The following is a 22,829-nucleotide window of genomic DNA, read 5'->3' on the forward strand; positions in this document are numbered from 1 at the left end:
TCACCGAGTGCGCCGGTCCCCGGGCCAGTAGGCTTGGGGACCGGCCCTGTACCGCCCCCCGGTCTCCGTCCGGGGGACCCGACCGAAACCTCCGAGGAGCACCCCGTGCTTGAGGCAGTCTTCACTTCCCTGCTGGTCCTGGTCTGCGTCGGCGTGACGGCCTTCGCCGCCCTGACCGTCAAGAAGCTGTACCAGGGCCAGCGCTGATCACCTGATCACCTGATCGCCCGGTTACCCGACCGGCCGTCGCCGCCCGTCCGGGACATCCCGGATATTCCGGATGTCCCTCCCACAGATCGCCTGAGCAGCCATTCATGATCCAGATTCCGTCCGACCTGAACCCGGGCCTCGTCCCCCTCGCCTTCCTCCTCGGCACCTGGGAGGGCGCGGGCGTCTTCGACTTCCCCGGTGAGGAGAAGTGCAACTTCGGCCAGGAGGTCGTCTTCCGCCACGACGGCCGGGACTTCCTGGAGTACACCTCGCACACCTGGGTGCTCGACGCCGAGGGCGAGAAGGTGCGCCCGCTGGAGTCCGAGTCGGGCTACTGGCGCATCGACGCCGACCGCAAGGTCGAGATCGTCATGGTCCGCGACCAGGGCGTCGTGGAGGTCTGGTACGGCGAGCTGGCCCACCAGAAGCCGCAGATCGACGTGGCCACGGACGCGGTGGCCCGCACCGCCGCCTCCGGCCCCTACAGCGGCGGCAAGCGGCTCTACGGGTACGTGAAGAGCGACCTGATGTGGGTCGGCGAGAAGGCCACCCCCGAGGTCGAGCTGCGCCCGTACATGTCGGCCCAGCTGAAGAAGGTCGTCACGCCCGAGGAGGTCGCCGAGATGGCGCGCAACCTCCCGGACATGCCGGACGACGGCATCGCCTTCTTCCGCTGAGAGAGCACGGAGAGGGCGCCGAGGGACCGCTGAGGGACCCGGGAGCCACCCGTGAGCCGGTCTGACGGACGGCTGCCCCCGGACACCGGTCCGGGGGCACCGGCGGCCCGTCTCCCGCGCTTACACTGGCCGGGTGGTGGGCACCGAGGGCACCGACTGGAAGACCGACCTGCGGCGGCGCGGATACCGGCTGACTCCGCAGCGCCAGCTTGTGCTGGAGGCCGTCGACACCCTGGAGCACGCCACCCCGGACGAGATCCTCGTGCAGGTGCGCAGGACCGCCTCCGGGGTCAACATCTCCACCGTCTACCGGACGCTGGAGCTGCTGGAGGAGCTCGGGCTCGTCTCGCACGCCCACCTCGGCCACGGGGCCCCCACCTACCACCTCGCCGACCGGCACCACCACATCCACCTGGTCTGCCGCGACTGCACCGGGGTCATCGAGGCGGACGTGGACATCGCCGCCGACTTCACCGCCAAGCTCCGCGACACCTTCGGTTTCGAGACCGACATGAAGCACTTCGCCATCTTCGGGCTCTGCGGGAAGTGCGCCGCCGGACACCGTGACGGGCCCGCGTAGCCGGGTCGTAGGCTTGTTTTCATGACCAGCCCCTTGCTCCATCTCCCCGGCGCCGTGCAGGCCGAAGGTTCCGACGCGGGCGTCGCCGCCCACTACGGAGAGCTGTACGGCGAACAGCGGACCCTCGCGGACGGCCGCGGCTTCGTCGACCTCTCCCACCGCGGAGTCGTCACCGTCACCGGACCGGAGCGGCTGAGCTGGCTCCACCTGCTGATCACCCAGCACGTCACCGAGCTGCCCGCAGGTCAGGCCACCGAGGCACTGATCCTCTCCGCCAACGGCCACATCGAACACGCGCTCTACCTCGTGGACGACGGCGAGACCACCTGGGCGCACGTGGAGCCCGGCACCCAGGAGGCGCTGATCGCCTACCTGGAGTCCATGAAGTTCTTCTACCGCGTCGAAGTCGCCGACCGCACCGGCGAGTTCGCGGTCGTCCACCTCCCGGCCGGTTCGATCGCGGGGACCGGTGAGGGGCTCGCCGTACGGGAGACCGCGTACGGCCGTGACGTCTTCCTGCCCCGCGCCGAGCTGGAGGAGTTCGCCTCCGAGCACGGCCCGGCGGCCGGGCTCCTCGCCTACGAGGCCCTGCGCGTCGAGGCGCACCGGCCGCGCCTGGGCCTGGAGACCGACCACCGCACCATCCCGCACGAGCTGGGCTGGATCGGCACCGCCGTCCACCTCCAGAAGGGCTGCTACCGGGGCCAGGAGACGGTGGCCCGCGTCCACAACCTGGGGAAGCCGCCGCGCCGCCTGGTCTTCCTGCACCTGGACGGCTCCGAGGTGCTGCTCCCGCCGCACGGCGCCCCCGTACGGCTGGCCGCGGACGGGGCCGAGGGCCGTCAGCTGGGCTTCGTGACCACCGCGGTCCGCCACCACGAGCTGGGCCCGATCGCGCTCGCGCTGGTCAAGCGGAACGTCCCGGTCGACGCACCGCTGCTGGCCGGGACGACGGCCGCCGCACAGGAGGTCGTCGTCGCGCCGTAGGCCGTGGGGCCGGCGGCGCGCGGCCCCGGGGCTCAGACGTCGACGACGAGGGTGAACGGGCCGTGGTTGGTGAGCGAGACGCGCATGTCCGCGCCGAACCGGCCCGTCTCCACCGTCGCGCCCAGGGCCCGCAGCCGCGCCACGACCTCGTCCACCAGCGGCTCGGCGACCTCACCGGGCGCGGCGGCGTTCCAGGTGGGGCGGCGGCCCTTGCGGGCGTCGCCGTAGAGCGTGAACTGGGAGATCACCAGCAGCGGCGCCCCGGTGTCGCTACAGGACTTCTCGTCCTCCAGGATGCGGACGGACCACAGTTTGCGGGCCAGTTGCGCCGCCTTCTCCGGGGTGTCGTCGTGGGTCACCCCCACCAGCACGCACAGCCCCTCGCCGACGATCTCGCCCACCGTCTCACCGGCCACGACGACGCTCGCGCCGTCCACCCTCTGCACCACTGCTCGCATGACCCCTGTGTATCAGGCGTGCACCCGTCCGGGGCCGATCGGGTGGAGTGGGACTGCACCCGCACCACGGAGAGTGGCACGATGCACGCAGGCGGTGCTTCCCCTCGGCCCTCCGGGCCCGGGGAGACCCCATGCACCGGTCGAGGGGACGGACACGTTCGTATGAATACTTCTGGTACCTCCGTACCTGTACCCGCGTCACCCGCGCCATCCGTATCGCCCGTATCGCCCGCGCCCCCATCCGCGTCCGCGTCCGTACCCGTCTCCCCGGGACGGCCGCCCGCACAGCGCACCGGCGACCCCCAGGCGCCCCAGGCGCCCTCGGCGGCGACCACCGCGCTGGGCCTGCCCGAACTGCGGGCGCTGCGCCGGGACGCGCAGCGCGACGAGGCCGACCTGAGCTACGTCCGACGCCTGCTCCAGGGCCGGATCGACATCCTGCGGGCCGAGCTGGCCCGGCGCACCGATCCCGAGGCGCCCGTGGTGGACCGGCTCTCGGAGATCCTCGCCGACGCCCCCTCCCGCCGCAGCGCCTCCGCCCGGCACGTCACGCTCGGCACCCCGCACAGCGAGGAGTTCCGGCTGCTGGCGGCGGAGATGCTGGCCGACGTGGAGCTCTCGGACCTCGCCGCCCGCACCGACGGCGAACTCCACGAGGGGATGGGCCGGCTGGTCGGGTACGAACAGCAGGTCTCGTCGCGGCGTTCGCAGCTCCAGCGCACGGCGGACGACTGCAGCGCGGAGATCACCCGGCGGTACCGGGAGGGCGAGGCCCAGGTGGACGACCTGCTGGTCTGACCGGAGCCCGGCCCGTGACGTCCCACCCGTGACGCCCGGCCTGTGTGACGTGAGACCGCTACCCGAGACCGCGACCTGAGGACTGGGCTACTTGGCTTCGATAGTCGAAACGCTGCGCGCGGCCGGCTGCGTCTTCGCGGAGGAGGAGGCGGAGCTGCTGGCCGGGACGGCCACCGGCGACGGGCACCTGACGGACCTGGTGGCCCGCCGGGCGGCCGGTGAGCCGCTGGAGCACGTGGTGGGCTGGGCGGAGTTCTGCGGGCTGCGGATGGCGGTGGGCGCGGGCACCTTCGTACCGCGCCGCCGCACCGAGTTCCTGGTCCGGCGCGCGGTGGCGCCGGCCCGGCCCGGCGCGGTGGTCCTGGACCTGTGCTGCGGCGTGGGCGCGCTGGGCGCGGCGGTGGCGGCCCGGGTGCCGGGCGGGCCGGAGCTGCACGTGGCGGACATCGACCCGGTGGCACTGGCGTACGCGCGGCGCAACGTGGCCGCGTACGGGGGCTCGGTGTGGGAGGGCGACCTGTACGAGCCGCTGCCCGCGTCCCTGCGGGGGCGGGTGGACCTCCTGGTGGTCAACGCCCCGTACGTCCCGACGGACGAGATCGGGCTGCTGCCCCCGGAGGCCCGGGACCACGAACCCCGGGTCTCGCTGGACGGCGGCGCGGACGGCCTGGACGTCCACCGCAGGATCGCGGCGGGCGCCCGGCCCTGGCTGGCCCCCGGCGCCCGCCTGCTGATCGAGACGAGCGCCCGGCAGGCCCCGGCGACCTCCGCGGCCCTGTCGTCGGCCGGTCTCGCGGTCCGTAAGGTGACCTCGCGCGCACTGGGCGCGACGGTGGTGATCGCGTCGGCGGACCCCGCCGACGGGCACTGACACCGACTGACACCGGCCGACACCGGCCGACGGGTGGGGCCGGGCGCCGCGGGAATGCGATGGCGCCGGGCGGGCGGCGGCGCCGAGGATGGCCGGCATGGACATCTTTCTGGAGACCGGCCAGCTCGTGCTGCGGCCGTTCACCGCCGCCGACGCCGGCCACCTGCTCGCGCTCGACGGCGACCCCGAGGTCATGCGCTTCATCAACGGCGGCCGGCCCACGAGCCCCGGGGAGATCCGGTCGCGGACCCTGCCCCGGCTCCTGCACGACCACCCGTGCACCGGGACCCGCGGGTACTGGGCCGCGCAGGAGCGGGGGACCGGGGCCTTCCTGGGCTGGTTCGAGTTCCGCCCGCTGGACGACCACGGCCCGGCCGTCGTCGAACTCGGCTACCGGCTCACCAGGGCCACGTGGGGCCGCGGCCTCGCCACCGAGGGCTCCCGGGCCCTGATCCGCCGGGGCTTCACCGCTCCCGGGCTGGAGCGGGTGACCGCGAACACCATGGCGGTCAACACCGGATCGCGGCGGGTGATGGAGAAGTCGGGCCTGTCCTTCGTCCGGAACTTCACCGGCGACTGGCCCGAGACGATCCCCGGCTCCGAGCACGGTGAGGTCGAGTACGCGCTCACCCGGCCCGGGTGGGAGATCCTGCAAGCAAATGCTTGCAATAGTTAGCAGGGTGGGGCAGGATCGGGGCATGGCATCGCTCAACGTCGGAAACCTCGGCGCATACCTCCGTGAGCAGCGTCGGCAGGCCCAGCTCTCGCTGCGGCAGCTGGCCGAGGCGGCGGGGGTGTCGAATCCCTACCTGAGCCAGATCGAGCGCGGGCTGCGCAAGCCGAGCGCGGACATCCTCCAGCAACTGGCCAAGGCGCTGCGGATCTCCGCGGAGACGCTGTACGTGCAGGCCGGAATCCTGGACGAGCGGGACCGGGACGAGGTGGAGACGCGAGCCGCGATCCTCGCCGACCCGTCCCTCACCGAGGGGCAGAAGCAGGTACTGCTCCAGGTCTACGAGTCCTTCCGCAAGGAGAACGTGCCCGCCGACGGGACGCACCGCGCCGACGGGACGCACCGCGCCGACGGGACGCACCGCGCGGGCGGGAAGCCCGGCGCCGACGAGATGCCCTCAACGAACTGAACTGTGATCCGGGAGGACCCGCACATGGCCATCGCCGATGACCTGAAGAAGACCCTCACCGACCCGACCCCGCTCTACTTCGCCGCGGGCACCGCCGACCTGGCCGTGCGACAGGCCAAGAAGGTGCCGGGGCTCATCGAGCAGCTGCGCGCCGAGGCCCCCGCCCGTATCGAGCAGCTGCGCGCCGAGGCCCCCGCGCGTATCGAGGCCGTCAGGAAGACCGACCCGAAGGTCGTGCAGGAGAAGGCCAAGGAGGCGCAGGAGGCGGTCACCGCCAAGGTCGCCGAGGTGCTCGGCGCGATCGACACGATCGACGCGAAGAAGCTCGGGGAGACCGCCCAGGACCTGGCGCTGCGCGGTGTCGGGGTGGCCGCGGAGTACGCCGTCCGCGCCAAGGAGACCTACGAGAAGGTCGCCGAACACGGCGAGCAGGCCGTACGGGCCTGGCGCGGCGAGGGCTCCGAGGAGTCCGTGGACATCGCGGTGGCCGTCGAGCCGAAGAAGCCCGAGGCGGAGCCGGTCGCGGCCGAGCCGGTGGCCGTCGAGCCGGAGGCCGAGCCCGTCGCCGCCGAGCCTGCGGCCGAGGCCGCGGCGGAATCCGAGCCGGTGGTCGAGCCGGCCGCCGGGGCCGCCGGGGACGGGGAGGCGCCTGCCGCCCGGAAGACCACGGCGCGCCGGAGCCCGGCCAAGAAGGCCGCCGAGGCCCCGGCCGACGCGAGCTGAACCGCGGTGCGGGGCGGCGGGCCGGGCACCTGTCGGGTGTCCGGCCGTTGTCGTCGTCGTGGAGGGCGGCTCTGCGAGTAGCGTGGAGTCAGCCGGCAGCAGGGCCGTAAGCGTGCGACGTGTGCGACATGTGCGAAGTGCGCCAAGTACGAGAAGTGTGAGAAGGCGGGCGAAGCGATGTTGATGGAAGGGTTCAACCAAGGGGTGATCCCGTTGCTGGGGTTCGCCATGCTCGCGCTCGCGGTCGTGGCCTTCGTCCTCGCGCTGGTGGCGCGGGTGGACGCGTACCCGGCGGCCGACAAGCAGACCAAGACCTTCTGGCTGGTCATCCTCGGGGTCACCGTTCTCGTGGACTCCTTCCTGCCGATGCTGTTCCTCCAGATCATCGGTCTGGTGGCCACCATCGTGTTCCTCGTCGACGTCCGCCCGGCCCTCAAGCAGGTCTCGGGCGGCGGTGGCGGCCGGTCCAAGGGCAGCAGCAGCGACGGTCCGTACGGGCCGTACAACGGCGGGCGGTAGACCCGGCGCGGAGCGCGGCCGTCGGCCGTACGCCGTGCCCCGGCGCGGCCGGTCCCGGCCGGGTCAGCCCTCGGTGCGGGAGAGCCAGAGCAGGGCCACGTCATCGGTGAGTTCGCCGCCGTTGAGGCGGCGGGCCTCGGTGACGGACGCCTCCAGCAGGGCCTCGCCGCTCAGGCCCAGCGCCAGATGGCGATTGATCATCTCGGTCAGGCCCTCCTGGCCGAGCCGCTCCCGGCCGGGGCCGGTCCGGCCCTCGATCAGGCCGTCGGTGTAGAGCACCAGGCTCCAGGTGCCGCCCAGTTCGATCTGGCGGCGGGGCCAGCGGGCCCCCGGCAGCAGTCCGAGCGCCGGGCCGTTGTCCTCGTAGGGCAGCAGCCGCGCGGGGTGGCCCGGCCGGGAGACGAGCGGGGCCGGATGACCGGCCAGGCAGAGGCCCGCGCGGCGGCCGTCCGGGGCGATGTCCACCGTGCACAGCGTCGCGAAGATCTCCTCGCAGGGGCGTTCCACCTCCAGGACCTGCTGGAGGGTGGCCAGCAGGTCGTCACCGGAGAGGCCGGCCAGGGTCAGGGCGCGCCAGGCGATGCGGAGTTCGACGCCGAGGGCCGCTTCGTCGGGGCCGTGGCCGCAGACGTCGCCGATCATGGCGTGAACGGTGCCGTCGGGGGTGCGGACGGTGTCGTAGAAGTCGCCGCCGAGCAGGGCCCGGCTGCGGCCGGGACGGTAGCGGGCGGCGAAGCGGAGGTCGGAGCCCGCCAGCAGCGGGACGGGGAGCAGACCGCGTTCCAGCCGGGCGTTCTCCTGGGCCCGCAGTTTCGATTCCGCGAGCTTGTGCTGGGCGATGTCCGCCCGCTTTCTCTCCACCGCGTAGCGGATGGCCCGGTTGAGCAGCCGCCCGTCGAGCTCGTCCCGGAAGAGGAAGTCCTGGGCGCCGACGCGGACGGCCTCGGCGGCGCGTTCGGCGTCGGCCGCGGAGGTGAGGACGAGGACGGCGTGGCCGGGGGCGATCCGGAGCACCTGCCGCAGGGCCGCCAGCGGGTCGGACCCGGTGGCGGTCGCGGCCGTCACGGTCGCGGTGGCGGGCGCGTCGGCCGCGGTACGGGGACCCGTGCCCGGGAGCGTCAGGTCCAGCAGGATGCAGTGCACGTCGGGCGTGAGCAGCCGCGCGGCCTCGGTGAGGTTGCGGGCGGTGCGGAGCCGGACGCGGTGGCCGTCGGCGTCGAGGATCTCGGGGACGGTGAGCCCGCCCTCGGGGTCGTCCTCGATGACGAGCAGGTTCAGCGGCGCGGGCGGCGCGGGCGGCGCGGCGGCCGTGAGGTGGGCGGCGGCGGTGTGCGTGGCGGCGGTGGGCAGAACGGCCTGACCGCTCTCCGCGGCCGGGGTCTCCCTCTGCCGCGGTACGGGTGCGGGCATCGTCTCCGGTTTCCTTCCCTCTCCCCGAGGGTGCGCTCGTGCGACAGAACCTAGCGGGCCCGCCCCGTGAGCGGAATGGTGTTCCGGGCCAGGGACCGTGTCATATGCCGGAGTCCCGGGAAATCCGCCCGTCGGACGGCCGGCGGCCCGGCGGGAGCCGGAACCCGTCCCTTGTGACAAGACGTCGCCACGGCCCCCGGGGTTGCCTCGCCCGGGCCACCGCCGTCCGGGGACCCGCAGGTCGGGGGCGGTGGGCCGGGCGGACACCGGCGGCCGGCCGGGTGCGCGTGGGAGCGGTCCGGGCGTCCGGGTGGTCCAGACATCCGGACGGTGCAGACGTCCGGGCGGTCTAGGCGTCCGGACGGACGATCGCCTTGATCGGCATCGAGCCCGCGCCCGCCGTCGTCACGTTGCGGCCCGGCCTCGGGGCGTGGACCATCGCGCCGTCGCCGACGTACATCGCGACATGGCTCGCGTCGTCGAAGTAGATGATCAGATCACCCGGCCGCATGTCCTTCAGCGCCACCTTCGGCAGCAGCCGCAGCTGTTCCTGCGAGGTGCGCGGGATGGTCCGGCCCGCCGCCAGCCATGCCTGGGAGGTCAGGCCGGAGCAGTCGTACGAGCCCGGGCCCTCGGCGCCCCACAGGTACGGCTTGCCCAGCTGGGCGGTGGCGAACCGGACGGCCCGCGTCCCGGCCTCCGTCGGCCCGCCGGTGACGTCCTTCAGCGCGCCCGCCGCCAGCCAGGCCGTCTGCGCCCGGTGCTGCGCCTCCCGCTCCAGCTGGATCAGCCGGGCCTTCTCCTCGGCCGCCAGCTTGTTCTCCAGTTCCTCGGCGGCCTTGATCTTCTCCTCGATCCGCTTCTTCGCTTCCTCCCGCGTGATCCGGTCGGCCTCCAGCGACTGCCAGTGGGCGCTCGCGTCCCGCGCGTACCGCTCCAGCTCGGCCTGGGTCCGGTCCAGTTCGCCGAGCAGGTTCGAGGTGGCCCGTTCGCCCCGGCGGAGCCGGTCCGCGCCGTCGAGGAACTGGTCCGGGCTGTCGCTCAGCGCCAGCCGCGCGCCCGGCGGCAGCCCGCCCGCGCGGTACTGGGCGCGGGCGGCGGCGCCCGCGCGGTCCCTCAGGACGGCGATCCGCTCCTGGCCCGCCACGACGAGCCGGGCGAGCTCGGCGATCCTGTCGGACTGGGCCTTGGCCCGGCCCTCGGCGAGGTGGTAGGCGTCCGTGGCGCTGCCCGCCTGGCGGTAGAGCTCCTCGATCTCCCGGTGGACCTGCTCCAGGGCCCCGGCCCCCGGCGCGGGCGCGGCCGGAGGCGGGGAGGGGGACGCGGCCGGCGGGGGTGGTGCGGGCGCCGCGTACGCCGTGCCCGCCGCGAGGCCGGGGCCCGTCAGGAGCGCCAGCGCGCACAGCAGGACGAGTGCGCGCGCGTTCCTCGGTCGCTGTCCGGTCCCCATGGTCCCCCCAGGCACCCCGAGTCAGACCCCGCATCAGATCTGACTATTCGTCAGTAACTTTTCACTGTCCCGGGGATGTTGCCACGAGCCGGTGGAATCCAACACCCTTGTGGACATCCTCCGGCCCGGCCGCGCGGGCGCCGGTTCCCGGCGCGCCGCGTTCACCCCGCCGGGCGCAGGGCCTCCCACCGGACGGTCAGCTCGCCCTGCCGCCACCGCCGGGGTCCGTCCGCGAGCGGCCAGTCGCCCGCCAGCGCCCGCGCCGTCCTGATCCAGCGCTGCCGCGCCCCGTACGAGGCGTACGGGGCCGCCGCCGCCCACGCCCGGTCGAAGTCGCGCAGGAAGGCGTGGACCGGCTCGCCCGGGACGTTCCGGTGGATCAGGGCCTTCGGCAGCCGCTCCGCCAGGTCCGAGGGGCGCTCCAGGGAGCCCAGCCGGGTCGCGAACGTCACCGTGCGCGGCCCCTCGGGGCCCAGCGCGACCCAGACGTGCCGCCGCCCGATCTCGTCGCAGGTCCCCTCCACCAGCAGCCCGTCCGGGGCCAGCCGGGCGCGGAGCCGCTGCCAGACCTCGGCTACCTGCTCCTCGTCGTACTGGCGCAGCACGTTCGCCGCGCGGATCAGCGCCGGGCGCACCGGCCCGCCACCGGCCCCGCCGCTGCCCCCGCCCGGGGCGCCCGGTCCGCGCGCCGCGTCCCCCGCGTCCGGGCCGTCCAGCGGGTCCAGCCCGTCCAGCGGCACCTCGAAGCCGCCGTGCCGGAAGCTCAGCCCCTCCCGCTCGTACGGCTTCGCCGCCGCCACCCGCGCGGGCTCGATCTCGATGCCGACCACCCGCACCCGGGGAGCCGCCTCCCGCAGCCGGGCCAGCAGCTCGACCGCCGTCCAGGGGGCGGCCCCGTAGCCGAGGTCCACCGCGACCGGCGCCTGCGCGCGCCGCAGCGCGGCCCCGTGGGTGGCCGCGATCCAGCGGTCCATCCGGCGCAGCCGGTTCGGGTTCGTCGTCCCGCGCGTCACCGTGCCCACCGGCCGGCCGGTGCGGCCGGGACGGCCCGGGGGAGGGGTGCGGGGGGCGGTGACCATGGACCGAGCGTAAGCCGGGTGCGCGCGCAGGATAAAAATCCGGCAAACCGAGGAGGAAAAACCTGCCCGCCGGAATGCGGGACGCGGCCGTCCGGGTTGCACTGCGTGCAGGACGCCGACCGCGTCCCCGCAGCCATGCCGTCCGAGCCCGTGCCGTCCGACCGTCCGCGCCGAGAGGAACCGCTCCCTTGAGTCAGTACGTGTCCCGCATCGGCGGCAGCATCGGCGGCAGGTTCGCCGCCGCCCGCGGCCCCCGCCACGACACGCCACGACTGCGCCTGCCGGCCGTCGGCGGTCACCGCAAGCCCCGCCGCGTCGCGATGCTCAGCGTGCACACCTCACCGCTGCACCAGCCCGGCACCGGCGACGCGGGCGGGATGAACGTCTACATCGTGGAGCTGGCCCGCCGCCTCGCCGCCATCAACATCGAGGTCGAGATCTTCACCCGGGCCACGGCCGGCGGGCTGGCGCCCGTGGTCGAACTGGCCCCCGGGGTCCTCGTCCGGCACGTGGACGCGGGCCCGTACGAGGGGCTCGCCAAGGAGGAGCTGCCGGCCCAGCTGTGCGCCTTCACCCACGGCGTGATGCAGGCGTGGGCCGGTCACCGGCCCGGCTACTACGACCTGGTCCACTCCCACTACTGGCTCTCCGGCCACGTCGGCTGGCTCGCCGCCGAGCGCTGGGGCGTCCCGCTCGTGCACGCCATGCACACCATGGCCAAGGTCAAGAACGCGGCGCTGGCCCGGGACGACACCCCCGAGCCCGCCGCCCGCGTCATCGGCGAGACCCAGATCGTCACCGCCGCCGACCGGCTCATCGCCAACACCGCCGAGGAGGCGGGCGAACTCGTCCGCCACTACGACGCCGCCCCCGGCAAGGTGGCCGTCGTCCACCCCGGCGTGAACCTCGACCGCTTCACCGTCGGCGACGGCCGGGCCGCCGCCCGCGCCCGCCTCGGGCTGCCGCAGGACGCCGTCATACCGCTCTTCGCCGGGCGCATCCAGCCGCTCAAGGCCCCCGACATCCTGCTGCGCGCGGTCGCCGAGCTGGTCGGCCAGGACCCCGCGCTGCGCCGCCGGCTCTTCGTCCCCGTCGTCGGCGGCCCCAGCGGCAGCGGTCTCGCCAAGCCCGAGGGGCTCCAGAAACTCGCCGCCGCGCTGGGTATCGCCGACCTCGTCCACTTCCACCCGCCGGTCGGCCAGGACCGGCTCGCCGACTGGTTCCGGGCGGCGTCCGTGCTGGTCATGCCCTCGTACAGCGAGTCCTTCGGGCTCGTCGCGATAGAGGCCCAGGCCACCGGCACGCCGGTCCTCGCCGCCGCCGTCGGCGGGCTGCCGGTCGCCGTCGACGACGGGGTCACGGGCCTCCTCGTCCCCGGCCACGACCCGGTGGACTACGCCCGGCTGCTGCGGCGCTTCGTGGACGAGCCCGGGCTCGTGGAGCGGATGGGCGACCGGGCCGCGCGCCACGCGCAGCGCTTCGGCTGGGACACGGCCGCGAGCGGCACGGCGGACGTCTACACCGCCGCCATGCATGATCACCGCCGTCGCGTACGCTCCCACCATGGCTGACACCGCCGCGATCATCGAGTCCACGCTGGGCGGCGCCGACCTGGTCTGGGAGAGCCCGGAGCCGGGCTCGTACGTCGTCCAGCTCCCCGGCACCCGCAAGCTGAGCACCACCTGCTCGCTGCGGGCCGGCCGCCATTCTCTGTCGGTCAACGCCTTCGTCATCCGCCATCCCGACGAGAACGAGGCCGGCGTCCACCGCTGGCTGCTGGAACGCAACCTCAGGCTCTACGGGCTGAGCTACGCCGTGGACCGCCTCGGCGACGTCTACCTGACGGCCCGGCTCCCCCTGGCGGTCGTCACGCCGGAGGAGCTGGACCGGCTGCTGGGCACGGTCCTGGAGGCGGCGGACGGCGCCTTCGACACCCTGCTGGAGCTGGGCTTCGCGAGCGCGATCCGCCGCGAGTACGCGTGGCGCGTCTCCCGCGGCGAGTCGACCCGCAACCTGGACGCGTTCACGCACCTGACCCGGCCGTCACCGTCACCTGCGTCGGCCGGCCCGGCGCAGGCCCCGGCTGAGGCCCCGGCGGAGCCGTCCCCGCCCGCGCCGCCCGCGGTCTGATCCCGTCCGGCGCTACGGGGCGACCGCGCGGGCGTCCGCCGCGCGGGCTTCCTGCGGGCCGTCGTCCCCGGGGGCCCCGGCTCCCGGCACGGGCCCCTGCGTGATCACCGGCGGCGTCGGCTCGTCCAGGCGGGGCCCGCGCATCAGCAGCCAGTAGCCCAGCGCGGCCACCGTGCCCAGGACGCCGGTGGTCCCCCACAGCCACACCGCCCCGTGCCGGTCGATCACGATGCCCGCCATCAGGGGCGCCACCAGCGAGGCCACCGCCCAGGACATCGTGTACATGCCCTGGTAGCGCCCGCGCCCGTGGACCGGGGAGAGCCGGACGACCAGGCCCATCTGGATCGGGGAGTGCACGATCTCGGCCAGCGACCACACGCACACGGTCAGCGCGTACGCCCACAGCGGCCCGGCGAAGGCCGTCAGCGCGAACCCGTACCCCGCCAGCAGCGAGGAGATCACCAGCAGCCGCCGCGGGTCCCGGTGCTCGACGAACCGGGTGACGGGGATCTGCAGGACCACGATCAGCAGCCCGTTCACGGCGATGACCATGCCGTACTCCCCGGGCGAGAACCCGGCGGAACCCATCGCGACCGGCAGGCCCACCGACCCCTGCGTGAAGATCAGCGCGATCAGGAACGACAGCCCGACCACGCTCATGAACCGGCGGTCCCGCAGCACCGTCCCGAGACCGGCCCCGGTCCCGGACTCGTCCACGGCCTTCTCCGCCGCGCTCCGCACCGGCCGTGACTCCGGCAGCTTGATGAAGACCAGCACCGCGCAGGCCAGCGTCAGCACCGCCTCGCCCAGGAAACCGGCCAGGTAGCTGTACTCCGCGATCAGCCCCGCCGCCATCGAGCTGACCGCGAAGCCGAGGTTGATGGCCCAGTAGTTGAGCGCGAAGGCCCGTACCCGGTCCTCCGGACGGACGATGTCCGCCAGCATCGCCGCGACCGCCGGGCGCGAGGCGCTCGACGCCATGCCCACCAGCAGCGCCACGGCCGCGATCGCCGCCGGGTGCTCCATGAAGCCGAGCAGGGCCACCGAGAAGGCGGTCGACGCCTGGGCCACCAGCAGGGTGGGCCGCCGTCCCAGCCGGTCCGTCATCACGCCCGCGCCCAGTGAGGAGATCACACCGCCGAGCCCGTACAGAGCCGCCACCAGACCCGCGAAGGAGGCCGAGTAGCCCCGGTCCAGGGTCAGGTACAAGGTCATGAAGGTGGCGACGAAGGCCCCGAGCCGGTTGACGAGCGTGCTCGCCCACAGCCACCAGAACGCGCGCGGCAGGCCGCCGACGCTCTCCCGGGCGGCCCGTCTCAGACTGGCAACGGACATAAGGAATCCCCCCGGAAATGTAAGCACTGCCTTGGCTTTCCGCACATTACGAGTGAGGGCTGTCCGCCGCCACCCGATTGACGCCCGGCGTCAATCGGCGGGCCCGCGCACCGCGCGCGAGGGGGCCCGCGCGTCCATTAGGCTCGTACGCATGGCCGACGCACCGTACAAGCTGATCCTCCTCCGCCACGGCGAGAGCGAGTGGAACGCGAAGAACCTGTTCACCGGCTGGGTGGACGTCAACCTCAACGAGAAGGGGGAGAAGGAGGCCGTCCGCGGCGGCGAGCTGCTCGCGTCCGCCGGCCTGCTTCCCGACGTCGTGCACACCTCGCTCCAGAAGCGCGCGATCCGCACCGCGCAGCTGGCTCTTGAGGCCGCCGACCGTCACTGGATTCCGGTCCACCGCTCCTGGCGCCTGAACGAGCGCCACTACGGCGCCCTCCAGGGCAAGGACAAGGCCCAGACCCTCGCCGAGTTCGGCGAGGAGCAGTTCATGCTGTGGCGCCGCTCGTACGACACCCCGCCGCCGCCGCTCCAGGACGGCACGGAGTTCTCCCAGTCCGGCGACCCGCGCTACGCGTCGATCCCGCCGGAGCTGCGCCCGCGCACCGAGTGCCTCAAGGACGTCGTCGTCCGCATGCTGCCGTACTGGTACGACAGCATCGTCCCGGACCTGCTGGACGGCCGCACCGTCCTGGTCGCCGCGCACGGCAACTCCCTGCGCGCCCTGGTCAAGCACCTGGACGGCGTCTCCGACGAGGCCATCGCCGGCCTGAACATCCCGACCGGCATCCCGCTCTCCTACGAGCTCGACGCCGACTTCAAGCCCCTCAACCCGGGCGGCACCTACCTCGACCCGGACGCCGCCGCGGCGGCCATCGAGGCGGTCAAGAACCAGGGCAAGAAGTAGTACTCACGTACGGAACAGCCCCTCACCTGCGGTTTCTCCGCTGGTGAGGGGCTGTCCGTCGTCCTGGGGCCGTCTGTGGGCCGTCAGGCCGTGGCGGGGGGCTCTTTTGGGCCCGGATAAACCGATGCCACGGCCTTCCGGGTGCGCTCCTGGCTGGTGGGCATCAGGTGGGCGTACACCCGCAGGGTGAGACCGGGGTCGGAGTGCCCGAGGTACTCGGCGAGGGCCTTGACGTTCTCTCCGGCGTCCAGGAGCACCGACGCGTAGAAGTGCCGGAGCGCGTGCATCCCGTGTTCACGGGCGGCGGCGTAGTGCTCGCCTTCCTCGGGCTCAGGGATGATGCCTGCGGCTGCGAGCGCGGGCTTCCAGGAGTCCGGGTTGAACGAGCTGCGCCAGACGTGCCCACCCTGGGGCCCGGTAAAGATGATCCGTCGCGTCACCAGCGGCCCGGTGGCCGTCTTCCAAGGGAGGGCGATGGTCACAGGCGGGAACAGCTTGATGTGGGCGCGCAACGCGTTGGCCACGGGGCCCGGCAACGGCACGTCCCTCAGCTTCCCGCCCTTCGGCGGTGCGAACACGGCCTTGCTCCGGCTCAGCTTGAGCTGTTGGACGATGTGGACCGTCTCGGCCGTGAAGTCGATTCCGTCCACGTCGATCCCCAGGATCTCGCCCTGTCGCATCCCGCACCCGGCGCCCAGGTCGACCATCGCGCGGTAGCGCTCGGGCAACTCGGCCTGGACGGCGAAGACGCGTTCCGCCGGCCACGGCTCCACCCGCTTGATGTCCACGGTCGGCGGACGGACCGACCGGGCCGCGCAGGGGTTCCGGGCAAGGAGCGTGTCGTCCATGGCCGCGCTCAGCACGCTGCGCACGTTGGAGTAGATGACGCGGGCGTACGAACCGCGAACCCCGGCCGTGTCCAGCTGCTTCAGCCAGTCGCGGATGTGCGCGGGCTGAAAGGAGCCGAGGGGCCGCGCGCCGATGTACGGGAACGCGTGCAGCCGGAGCTGCGATTCCATGGAGAAGCCGGTGTTGGGGTCCGCGCCGTGGTGGCTGAGCCACTTCTCGGCGTACTGCTGGAACGTGGTTCGGCTGGCCTGCGGGTCGATGTAGGCGCCGCGTGACATGTCTGTCTCGATGTTCGTGAGCCAGTTCTCGGCGAGACGCTTTTCGCGGTCGCGGAAGGACTTGCTCTTCTCGGTGCCGTCGGGGCCGATGTAGCGGGCGCGGTAGCGCAGGCCGGTGCCGTGGCGGCTGGTCTTGGTGCGGACGGGCTTGCCGTCGGCGTCGGGCTGGGTCTTGTACCAGCGGTCCTGGATGTGGCCAGCCATGTGGGCCGAGTCCTCTCGGTTGGGTGGGGCAGGGAGGCCGGGCGGGGTCGGCCGGGCAGTGTTCCAGGGGGCTTCTGGGGGTGGTTGGCGGGGTACCTCCCTGCCTCCCTGGCGGTTCCCGGGGCGCTTCCCTGGGCCGACCGCCGGTCGCGGGGCGGGTGTCAGGGGTGTCAGGTCCGGGTGTCAGACGGGGTGTCTGACGCGTCTGACACCCCTCGCGCACGCGTATGACCTGGGTTTGGGGCTGTTCCGGTGCTGGGGGTGTCTGACGCGTCAGATACCTGTCAGGGGTGTCAGGCGGCGTCGCGGTCGGTCTGCTGCTCGGTCCAGGTGCGGACGGCGGCGGGGTCGTAGCGGATGTGGCGGCCGACGCGGAATCCGGGCGGGCCGGTCCGTTTCTTGCGCCAGCCGTAGACGGTTTCGAGGGGGACCACGAACATGGCGGCGAGGTCTTCGGGCGTGAGGTAGCGGTCGGGGAGTCCGGCGCGGAGGATGTCGCGCGGGTCGCCGCTCGGCGTGCTGCGGGGCATGGCTTGGGTGACTCCTCGTGTCCGTGGAGCAGGGTCGGGAGGGTCGTGCCGTCGCGGTCCTAGAGAGTTGCCGTATCGCAGCGTCCGCAGCGCCCCAGCGTCCGCACCCAGGAAAATGGGCAGGTCAGTGGCGGTGAAGGGTGCGGACGCTGGGTTGGACGCTGCGGACGCTGGGAGGGGTTAGCGTCCGCAGGGCTGACGTGTCCGGGCCGCTGGTCTGCGGCCCGGCCCGGAGGGTGTCCGGCGATGTCAGTCCTGGTCAGCGGTGGTGCGGCCCTGCGCGATCGGGGCCACGTCGGGCCACAAGGGGTCCTGTGGAGGTGCGGACGCTGCGGGCGGTGTGGTGTCGGTGCGGGAGAGGACGAGGAGGCGGCTGCGGTGCCTGTCCTGACTGCGCTGGGTGTCGTCCACGGTCACCCCGATCGACCGGAGCAGGGGTGCGAGCCGTTTGATGCGTCCGCTGGCGCGGGTGGCGTCCTTGGGCCAGCCCTGGGGCCGGAAGCCTCCGGGGACGGGGAGCTGTTCCAGGAGCTGTGCGGCGGTCCCGCGCCAGGTCCCGGTCTCCTCGACCAGGGTGGCGACGGCGGTTCCGAAGGGGTCTCCTTCGAGTGCATCGCCTGCGACGTTGGCGGAGGTGGCCAGGTAGGAGTCCAGGGTGCGCCACTCCTGGACCTGGTCCACGGCGGCCAGGACCCGGGCGAAGTCCGCCATGCGCGGCATGGAATCCAGCCGGATGCCGGGCAGGACGGCGAGGACGGCGGCGAGGAGGTCGAACAGGGCGCCCAGGACGGACGGCCTTACCGCCTCGAACGCGGCGTCGAGTTCCTCCTCCGTGCGGCGTCGGTCCTCCTCGATGAGCTGCAGATCGAGCATGAGGAGGCGTTCGGCGAGGTCCCCGGCCAGGGCCCCGGCGTCGATGGTGGTCATCGCGAGGACCCGGCGGAAGGAGAGCACCACCACGTCGTCGTCGGTGTACAGGGCGCGGTCCACGATCCCGTCCCCGGTCACGGCCTTGCACAGGGTGTCGGACAGCCACGGTGGGATCGTGCTGATGTTGTCCAGGCACAGGGCCCACGAGTTGAAGGCTTGGGCCGACCACGCCTTGATGTCCCGGGGCTGTGAGCGCCTTGCCGCGGGGGAGGGGTCGACCAGGTTCACCATCATCTGCGCGGCGGCGGACTTCCCCGTTCCCTGCTCACCCTTGAAGGTCAGGATCGGGTGCGGGATGTGCGGAATCCAGGCCGCGACCAGCCACCCGACGAGTTGGTGGAAGGTCGGCTCGTCCATGTTCAGCAGGGCGTGCAGCTTGGCGAGTCCGTCACCGTCCAGGACGGGTGCGGGCATGGGCGACATCGCCCCGGACCGGCGGAACAGGACCGGGGAGCGGGCCACGATGTGCCAGCCGCCGGGCGAGACCGTCACGGCCCGGCCGTCGGCGGTGCCCAGGTCCACCACGATGCCTTTGGGGCCGCCCCCGACCCGCAGGTCTACAAGGACGGGGTCGTCGCTCTCGGCGATCCCTTCCAGCACGGTCATGGCATCGGCCAGCGCGGACTGCGAGGCCACATCCCCTTCGAAGGTCTCCGCGTACTGCCGGGCCAGCCGCTGGCGCAGTCCGGCCCGGCCCCGCAGGGGGAGCGCGATGTTCGGCCCGTCCAGGGCGACCGCGTACGGGCGGCCGTCCGTCGAGGTGACGAACTCGTACCTCTCCCGTGCCAGCGCGACGAGCCGGGCGGCGGCCGAGGGCTTCTTCCCCTCCCCGCCGGCCGATTCAGCTGGAGCCGACCGGACCGTCTTCCGGGGCCCGGACGGGGTGCGCGGATCAGGAGTGCGGGCAAGTACGGGTGCCTGCGGACCGGGCGTACGGACGTGGCTGTTCACGGCGTTCACGGCAGTGTTCACGCCGCCTCCCCCGGGGCCGTACGGACGGACCCGTGCAGGTCGGCGCCCAGCCCTGTGCGGGCGGGTCGATCGACTTCCCGTCCACCGCTTGAGCTGCGATGAACAGCCGCGCGGGTGTGCTCGTGAACGCGGTGAACGCGCTGGTGAACACCCAACTGTCCCCCCGACTCGCAGGCCGTGCGGTCGGCCGACCGGCGGGCGTGTGCCAGCCGGGCCAGCAGCCGCACGTCGACCGGCGGGCACCCGCCGGTGAACACCGTGAACGCGTCGGTGAACGGGTGAACATCGGCCCGATCCGCCGTGCGTCCACCCGGCTCGATCGGCCGATCTCCCACAGCCGGGGTGGTCGATCGATCAAGGGCGGACGTCTGCTGAACGTCCTGGACTTCCGCCCCGACCATCGCCCCGATCAGCAGGAGGGCCAGCAGAAGGGGGAACCGGTCGGCCTTGGCGTGGTTGCAGGCCCCGCAGGCCAGTACGAGGTGATCGGCAGACCACGTCCGGAACACCGAGACCGGCGCCACGTGGTCGAGGGTGGCGTGCCTCAGGCTGGTGAACGGGCACCCGCAGTAAGCGCAGTAGGCCCCGTCACGGACGGCGAGCTGGTACTTGCGGGCCCGCCGCCGCCGGGAGTTCAGGTGCTGGTAGCTCACGCGCCGACCCCCAGGGACCGGGTAAGGGCATCGGTCAGACGCCCCAGCAGCGACTCCAGATGATCCACGCGCGCACTCAGCTCCGCAGAGCTGTCCTTGGGCGCCGTTGCCCCAGGAGCAGGGGCAGGGGCCTGTGTGAAGCCCAGCTCCGCCGGGGGCGCCTGGAACAGGGCGCACAGCAGAACGCGGTACGTCTCACCCGGCAGTCCCTGCTGGTGTTCCCAGCGGTGAAGCTGGACTTTCAGAGAGCTTTCGGCGGCCACCTGCCACCCCCAGCGCTCCGCCAGGGCCAGCAGGGCCCGCACAGTCCGCTCCCGCGACCAGCCACGCGCCAGCCTCGCCCTGCCCAGGGGGGTGTCCGGCGCCCGCAGGGGCAGGGGCTGAGCCGGTGCCTCCCCCTCGAACGACACCGCCACACTACGGACGGGCTCAGGGCTCATCCACCGGCGCTCAGGCATCAACGCGGTCATGCCCTCACCCCGAAGACCCGCGTCACAGCCGCGCCCAGGCAGACGGCGAACTCGAACTCGGCGGGCGTCCCGCTGGCGCCGTCCAGGACGGCCATGGCCCGTGCGGCGCCGTACTCGATGGCGCGCTGGTCGGACATGACCAGCGCGAACCGCAGCGTCTCCCGCAGGAAGTCGTCGTTCTCCAGGTCGCCGTACGTGATGGCCAGGCCACCCGAGTAGGCCAACAGGCCCAGGATCTCAGCGAAGGACACGCACACCGTGAGCTGGATCGGAACCCGCACGTCCTCGTCGGGGTACGGGTCCCCGAACAAGTCGGTACGGGAGGGAACCAGTGCCCCGGAAACACGCTGCACCGGGATCATTCCGTGCATCATGGATGTACCCCTAGAGGGTCGGGGAGCGGCTGACTGCTTGGCGGTAGGTGGCCGCTCCCTGTTGAAGCCCTGGCTATGACCAGGGCTTTTTGGCTTTTGGTCACCTTCTCGGTGCCTCAGCTATGAACTAGCGTGCACTAGTCCACGCTAGTAGTCAAGACATGGAGTGGCGTGCACTAGTTCGCTCTGGTGGGTAGGCTCAGGGCATGGCAATCACAGGAGGACCCAAGTCGAAGGCGGCGCAGGTGGCCGACGTCCTGCGCGCCGAAGTGAAGGCGATGAAGCCGGGCGAGCGGCTTCCCACGCAGCGAGAGCTGGTCGAGCGGTTCGGGTACGCGGGCCAGACCATCCAGAACGGTCTGGCCGTCCTGCGGGCCGAAGGGGTGATCGTGTCTGCGGGCAACCTGGGGAACTTCGCCGCCGGTGGCGAGGAGCAGGGCGATAAGCAGGACGAGATCAAGGAAATCCGCTCCCAGATTCAGGCGTTGACAGAACGTGTCGCAGAGCTGGAATCGCGCTGCGGCGTAAGTGGTGGGTGATCTGTGAACACCTTGGAGGCGCAGGGAGGTGATCGGTAAGTGACACCCCTGGTGGCGCTGGTCGAGAGCTGGGGACATCCCCGAAGTCCCCTGGGTGTCCTCTTGTGTGTCCCCCCGGCCCTTCGGCGAGACTCGCGGTAAGCACTCGGAAGAGAGGGCATATGGGCGACGACCGACCTGCATGGGCACGGAGGATCGCGGCTGAGAGAGCGGCACGCGACTGGTCTCAGCGTGAGGCGGTACGGGCGCTCCGAGCCCACGCACCGACTGAGCTGCCATCCGATGACAGCCTGATCCGTCAGTGGAAGCGCTGGGAGTCCGGTGCCAGCCCGAGCGACTTCTACCGCCCGATCATCGCGGCGGTGTTCGGCACCGTGACGAACGCACTCTTCCCCGTGCCCGGCCGACGGGACGGGGGCCGGGAGATCCTGGAGGCGAGCGGCATGGAAACGCTGGAGATCGTGAGCCGTCTCAACCGGTCGGACGTCGACAACGCGACGTTGGACGCACTGCGCATCACCACCGATCGGCTGTGCTCGGAGTACCCCTTCATGCCCAGTGAGCAACTCCTGATCGAGGGGCGCCAGTGGCTCCGTCGGGTGGTCGAGCTGCACTCCAAGAGCCTCACGCTCGCACAGCACCGTGAGGTTCTCGCCCTCTCCGGCTGGCTCGCCTTGCTGGTTGGCTGTGTCGAGTACGACTCTGGTGACCGGCATGCCGCTGAGTCCACCCGGCGGGCAGCACTTTCCCTCGCGACCGAGTCGGAGCACGGGGAGATCGCGGGTTGGGCGCACGAGATGCGCGCCTGGTTCGCCCTGACGACAGGCGACTACCGCAGCGTCATTACGGCGGCCCAGGCCGGGACGGAAGTCGCGGAGCACCACGGCGTCGCCGTCCAGCTCGCCGCGCAGGAGGCAAAGGCGTGGGCTCGGCTCGGGGACCGGAGGCAGGTGGAGGTGGCGCTCGACCGTGGCCGGCGCTTGCTTGAAGGAATGCCGCACCCGCAGAACCTCGACAACCACTTCGTCGTGGACCCGGCCAAGTTCGACTTCTACGCGATGGACTGTTACCGCCTGGTGGGCGAGGACAAGCTTGCGAGCACCCTCGCCGAAGAGGTCTTGCGGGCCGGAACGGACTTCGACGGGACGGAGCGGGCGCCGATGCGGAACGCGGAAGCGCGCGTCACGCTCGGGGTGACGGCCGCCCGGGCGGGTGACCTCGAACAGGCCCTCATCATGGGCGAGCGTGCGCTCCAGGGAGACCGTCAGTCGGTGCCGTCTCTCATCATGACCAGCCGTGAGCTGGCGGCCGAGATGAAGAACCGGTACAGCGCCGAACCCGCCGCCCTGGATTACCTCGCCAGCCTGCGGGCCCTTGGCCAGGAGAAGCCTGGCTTCCTGCCTGGCTAGCCAGCGATGGCGGACCGCCGAACCCCCGGAGTCCAGTTGGATTCCGGGGGTTCGTGCATGAGAAGGACCGGCCTTCGGCCGTCGATCCTTGGCAGCTCGCTTCGCTCGTGCTCGCTACCGCCCGGGAATCGTCCCGTAGTCCAGCGCCGGACGGCCGTCCTTGGCCGTGCCCTAAAGGGGTCGCATCCCTTACGGGTAAAGGGCCCTGCGGCGTGGTGGGGAAGAGACCACCCTCCCCCGGGGCGGGGGTGGTCTCTTCCCTCACGCTGACCCGTGCGGAGGTTCGCGGGCCGAGCCCCTGGTTTCCGCGTCCTGTGGCTGCGTCACGTGGTCGGGCCAGGG

The 22,829-nt window shown here is 72.5% G+C and carries 25 protein-coding genes; 14 read left to right on the forward strand and 11 right to left on the reverse strand.

Annotated features, from left to right (window positions below):
- Window positions 1-314: 314 nt before the first annotated feature.
- From ACIA5F_RS23420 to ACIA5F_RS23430, 3 genes are all read left to right on the forward strand, one after another.
- On the forward strand, window positions 315-887 hold the full coding sequence (locus ACIA5F_RS23420; protein ID WP_399355999.1) for an FABP family protein: 573 nt from the start codon (window positions 315-317) through the stop codon (window positions 885-887).
- Window positions 888-1,020: 133 nt separating this feature from the next.
- The gene (locus tag ACIA5F_RS23425; protein WP_399356001.1) at window positions 1,021-1,467 is read left to right on the forward strand and encodes a Fur family transcriptional regulator; all 447 of its coding nucleotides are present in this window, start codon (window positions 1,021-1,023) and stop codon (window positions 1,465-1,467) included.
- A gap of 21 nt (window positions 1,468-1,488) precedes the next feature.
- Complete coding sequence (locus tag ACIA5F_RS23430; protein WP_399356003.1) at window positions 1,489-2,454, forward strand: YgfZ/GcvT domain-containing protein; 966 nt, start codon at window positions 1,489-1,491, stop codon at window positions 2,452-2,454.
- Between the two features lie 32 nt (window positions 2,455-2,486).
- Here ACIA5F_RS23430 and dtd read toward each other — a convergent pair whose 3' ends face one another.
- Complete coding sequence (gene dtd, locus ACIA5F_RS23435) at window positions 2,487-2,912, reverse strand: D-aminoacyl-tRNA deacylase (protein ID WP_399356005.1); 426 nt, start codon at window positions 2,910-2,912, stop codon at window positions 2,487-2,489.
- Window positions 2,913-3,074: 162 nt separating this feature from the next.
- Between dtd and ACIA5F_RS23440 the strand changes: the two genes are divergently transcribed.
- The 6 genes from ACIA5F_RS23440 (at window position 3,075) to ACIA5F_RS23465 (ending at window position 6,965) form a co-directional block, all read left to right on the forward strand.
- Window positions 3,075-3,710 (forward strand): AmfC protein, encoded by a 636-nt coding sequence (locus tag ACIA5F_RS23440; RefSeq protein ID WP_399356007.1) that lies wholly within the window; start codon window positions 3,075-3,077, stop codon window positions 3,708-3,710.
- Between the two features lie 82 nt (window positions 3,711-3,792).
- The gene (locus ACIA5F_RS23445; protein WP_399356144.1) at window positions 3,793-4,581 is read left to right on the forward strand and encodes a putative protein N(5)-glutamine methyltransferase; all 789 of its coding nucleotides are present in this window, start codon (window positions 3,793-3,795) and stop codon (window positions 4,579-4,581) included.
- 97 nt (window positions 4,582-4,678) lie between these two features.
- Window positions 4,679-5,257 (forward strand): GNAT family N-acetyltransferase, encoded by a 579-nt coding sequence (locus ACIA5F_RS23450; protein ID WP_399356009.1) that lies wholly within the window; start codon window positions 4,679-4,681, stop codon window positions 5,255-5,257.
- 22 nt (window positions 5,258-5,279) lie between these two features.
- Window positions 5,280-5,723 (forward strand): helix-turn-helix domain-containing protein, encoded by a 444-nt coding sequence (locus ACIA5F_RS23455; protein ID WP_399356011.1) that lies wholly within the window; start codon window positions 5,280-5,282, stop codon window positions 5,721-5,723.
- A gap of 24 nt (window positions 5,724-5,747) precedes the next feature.
- Complete coding sequence (locus ACIA5F_RS23460) at window positions 5,748-6,446, forward strand: hypothetical protein (protein WP_399356014.1); 699 nt, start codon at window positions 5,748-5,750, stop codon at window positions 6,444-6,446.
- Between the two features lie 177 nt (window positions 6,447-6,623).
- On the forward strand, window positions 6,624-6,965 hold the full coding sequence (locus ACIA5F_RS23465) for a DUF2516 family protein (protein WP_399356016.1): 342 nt from the start codon (window positions 6,624-6,626) through the stop codon (window positions 6,963-6,965).
- A gap of 63 nt (window positions 6,966-7,028) precedes the next feature.
- On the opposite strand, the gene ACIA5F_RS23470 is transcribed toward ACIA5F_RS23465, so the two are convergent.
- From ACIA5F_RS23470 to ACIA5F_RS23480, 3 genes are all read right to left on the reverse strand, one after another.
- Window positions 7,029-8,375: a PP2C family protein-serine/threonine phosphatase gene (locus ACIA5F_RS23470; RefSeq protein ID WP_399356018.1), complete on the reverse strand. Its 1,347-nt coding sequence runs from the start codon at window positions 8,373-8,375 to the stop codon at window positions 7,029-7,031.
- A 349-nt stretch (window positions 8,376-8,724) separates the two neighbouring features.
- Window positions 8,725-9,825 carry a C40 family peptidase gene (locus tag ACIA5F_RS23475; protein WP_399356020.1) on the reverse strand — a complete coding sequence of 367 codons (1,101 nt, stop codon included), beginning with the start codon at window positions 9,823-9,825 and terminating at the stop codon, window positions 8,725-8,727.
- A 161-nt stretch (window positions 9,826-9,986) separates the two neighbouring features.
- Window positions 9,987-10,904 (reverse strand): class I SAM-dependent methyltransferase, encoded by a 918-nt coding sequence (locus ACIA5F_RS23480; protein ID WP_399356022.1) that lies wholly within the window; start codon window positions 10,902-10,904, stop codon window positions 9,987-9,989.
- Window positions 10,905-11,092: 188 nt separating this feature from the next.
- On the opposite strand from ACIA5F_RS23480, the gene mshA reads away from it, so the two are divergent.
- Window positions 11,093-12,475, forward strand: a complete 1,383-nt coding sequence (gene mshA / locus ACIA5F_RS23485) for a D-inositol-3-phosphate glycosyltransferase (protein WP_399356024.1) — start codon at window positions 11,093-11,095, stop codon at window positions 12,473-12,475.
- Entirely contained in the window at window positions 12,468-13,034 is a 567-nt protein-coding gene (locus ACIA5F_RS23490) for a YbjN domain-containing protein (RefSeq protein ID WP_399356026.1), read from the forward strand. The genes mshA and ACIA5F_RS23490 overlap by 8 nt, the downstream gene beginning before the upstream one ends.
- A gap of 12 nt (window positions 13,035-13,046) precedes the next feature.
- On the opposite strand, the gene ACIA5F_RS23495 is transcribed toward ACIA5F_RS23490, so the two are convergent.
- The gene (locus ACIA5F_RS23495) at window positions 13,047-14,369 is read right to left on the reverse strand and encodes an MDR family MFS transporter (protein WP_399356028.1); all 1,323 of its coding nucleotides are present in this window, start codon (window positions 14,367-14,369) and stop codon (window positions 13,047-13,049) included.
- Between the two features lie 151 nt (window positions 14,370-14,520).
- Here ACIA5F_RS23495 and ACIA5F_RS23500 point away from each other — a divergent pair, with 151 nt between their 5' ends.
- On the forward strand, window positions 14,521-15,279 hold the full coding sequence (locus ACIA5F_RS23500; RefSeq protein ID WP_399356030.1) for a phosphoglyceromutase: 759 nt from the start codon (window positions 14,521-14,523) through the stop codon (window positions 15,277-15,279).
- An 83-nt stretch (window positions 15,280-15,362) separates the two neighbouring features.
- On the opposite strand, the gene ACIA5F_RS23505 is transcribed toward ACIA5F_RS23500, so the two are convergent.
- The 6 genes from ACIA5F_RS23505 to ACIA5F_RS23530 form a co-directional block, all read right to left on the reverse strand.
- Entirely contained in the window at window positions 15,363-16,610 is a 1,248-nt protein-coding gene (locus ACIA5F_RS23505; RefSeq protein ID WP_399356032.1) for a tyrosine-type recombinase/integrase, read from the reverse strand.
- Between the two features lie 293 nt (window positions 16,611-16,903).
- Window positions 16,904-17,140: a helix-turn-helix domain-containing protein gene (locus ACIA5F_RS23510; RefSeq protein WP_399356034.1), complete on the reverse strand. Its 237-nt coding sequence runs from the start codon at window positions 17,138-17,140 to the stop codon at window positions 16,904-16,906.
- A 249-nt stretch (window positions 17,141-17,389) separates the two neighbouring features.
- Window positions 17,390-19,042: an ATP-binding protein gene (locus tag ACIA5F_RS23515; protein ID WP_399356035.1), complete on the reverse strand. Its 1,653-nt coding sequence runs from the start codon at window positions 19,040-19,042 to the stop codon at window positions 17,390-17,392.
- Window positions 19,039-19,695, reverse strand: a complete 657-nt coding sequence (locus tag ACIA5F_RS23520; protein WP_399356037.1) for an HNH endonuclease — start codon at window positions 19,693-19,695, stop codon at window positions 19,039-19,041. The genes ACIA5F_RS23515 and ACIA5F_RS23520 overlap by 4 nt, the downstream gene beginning before the upstream one ends.
- The gene (locus tag ACIA5F_RS23525; RefSeq protein WP_399356039.1) at window positions 19,692-20,135 is read right to left on the reverse strand and encodes an XRE family transcriptional regulator; all 444 of its coding nucleotides are present in this window, start codon (window positions 20,133-20,135) and stop codon (window positions 19,692-19,694) included. Before ACIA5F_RS23525 ends, ACIA5F_RS23520 begins: the two co-directional genes overlap by 4 nt.
- 26 nt (window positions 20,136-20,161) lie before the next feature.
- Window positions 20,162-20,527 (reverse strand): hypothetical protein, encoded by a 366-nt coding sequence (locus ACIA5F_RS23530; RefSeq protein WP_399356041.1) that lies wholly within the window; start codon window positions 20,525-20,527, stop codon window positions 20,162-20,164.
- Between the two features lie 218 nt (window positions 20,528-20,745).
- Here ACIA5F_RS23530 and ACIA5F_RS23535 point away from each other — a divergent pair, with 218 nt between their 5' ends.
- On the forward strand, window positions 20,746-21,078 hold the full coding sequence (locus ACIA5F_RS23535; protein ID WP_399356043.1) for a GntR family transcriptional regulator: 333 nt from the start codon (window positions 20,746-20,748) through the stop codon (window positions 21,076-21,078).
- 161 nt (window positions 21,079-21,239) lie between these two features.
- On the forward strand, window positions 21,240-22,487 hold the full coding sequence (locus ACIA5F_RS23540; protein WP_399356045.1) for an XRE family transcriptional regulator: 1,248 nt from the start codon (window positions 21,240-21,242) through the stop codon (window positions 22,485-22,487).
- Window positions 22,488-22,829 lie beyond the last annotated feature (342 nt).

This window comes from Streptomyces sp. NPDC051567 (assembly GCF_044454165.1).
Taxonomy (GTDB): Bacteria; Actinomycetota; Actinomycetes; order Streptomycetales; family Streptomycetaceae; genus Streptomyces.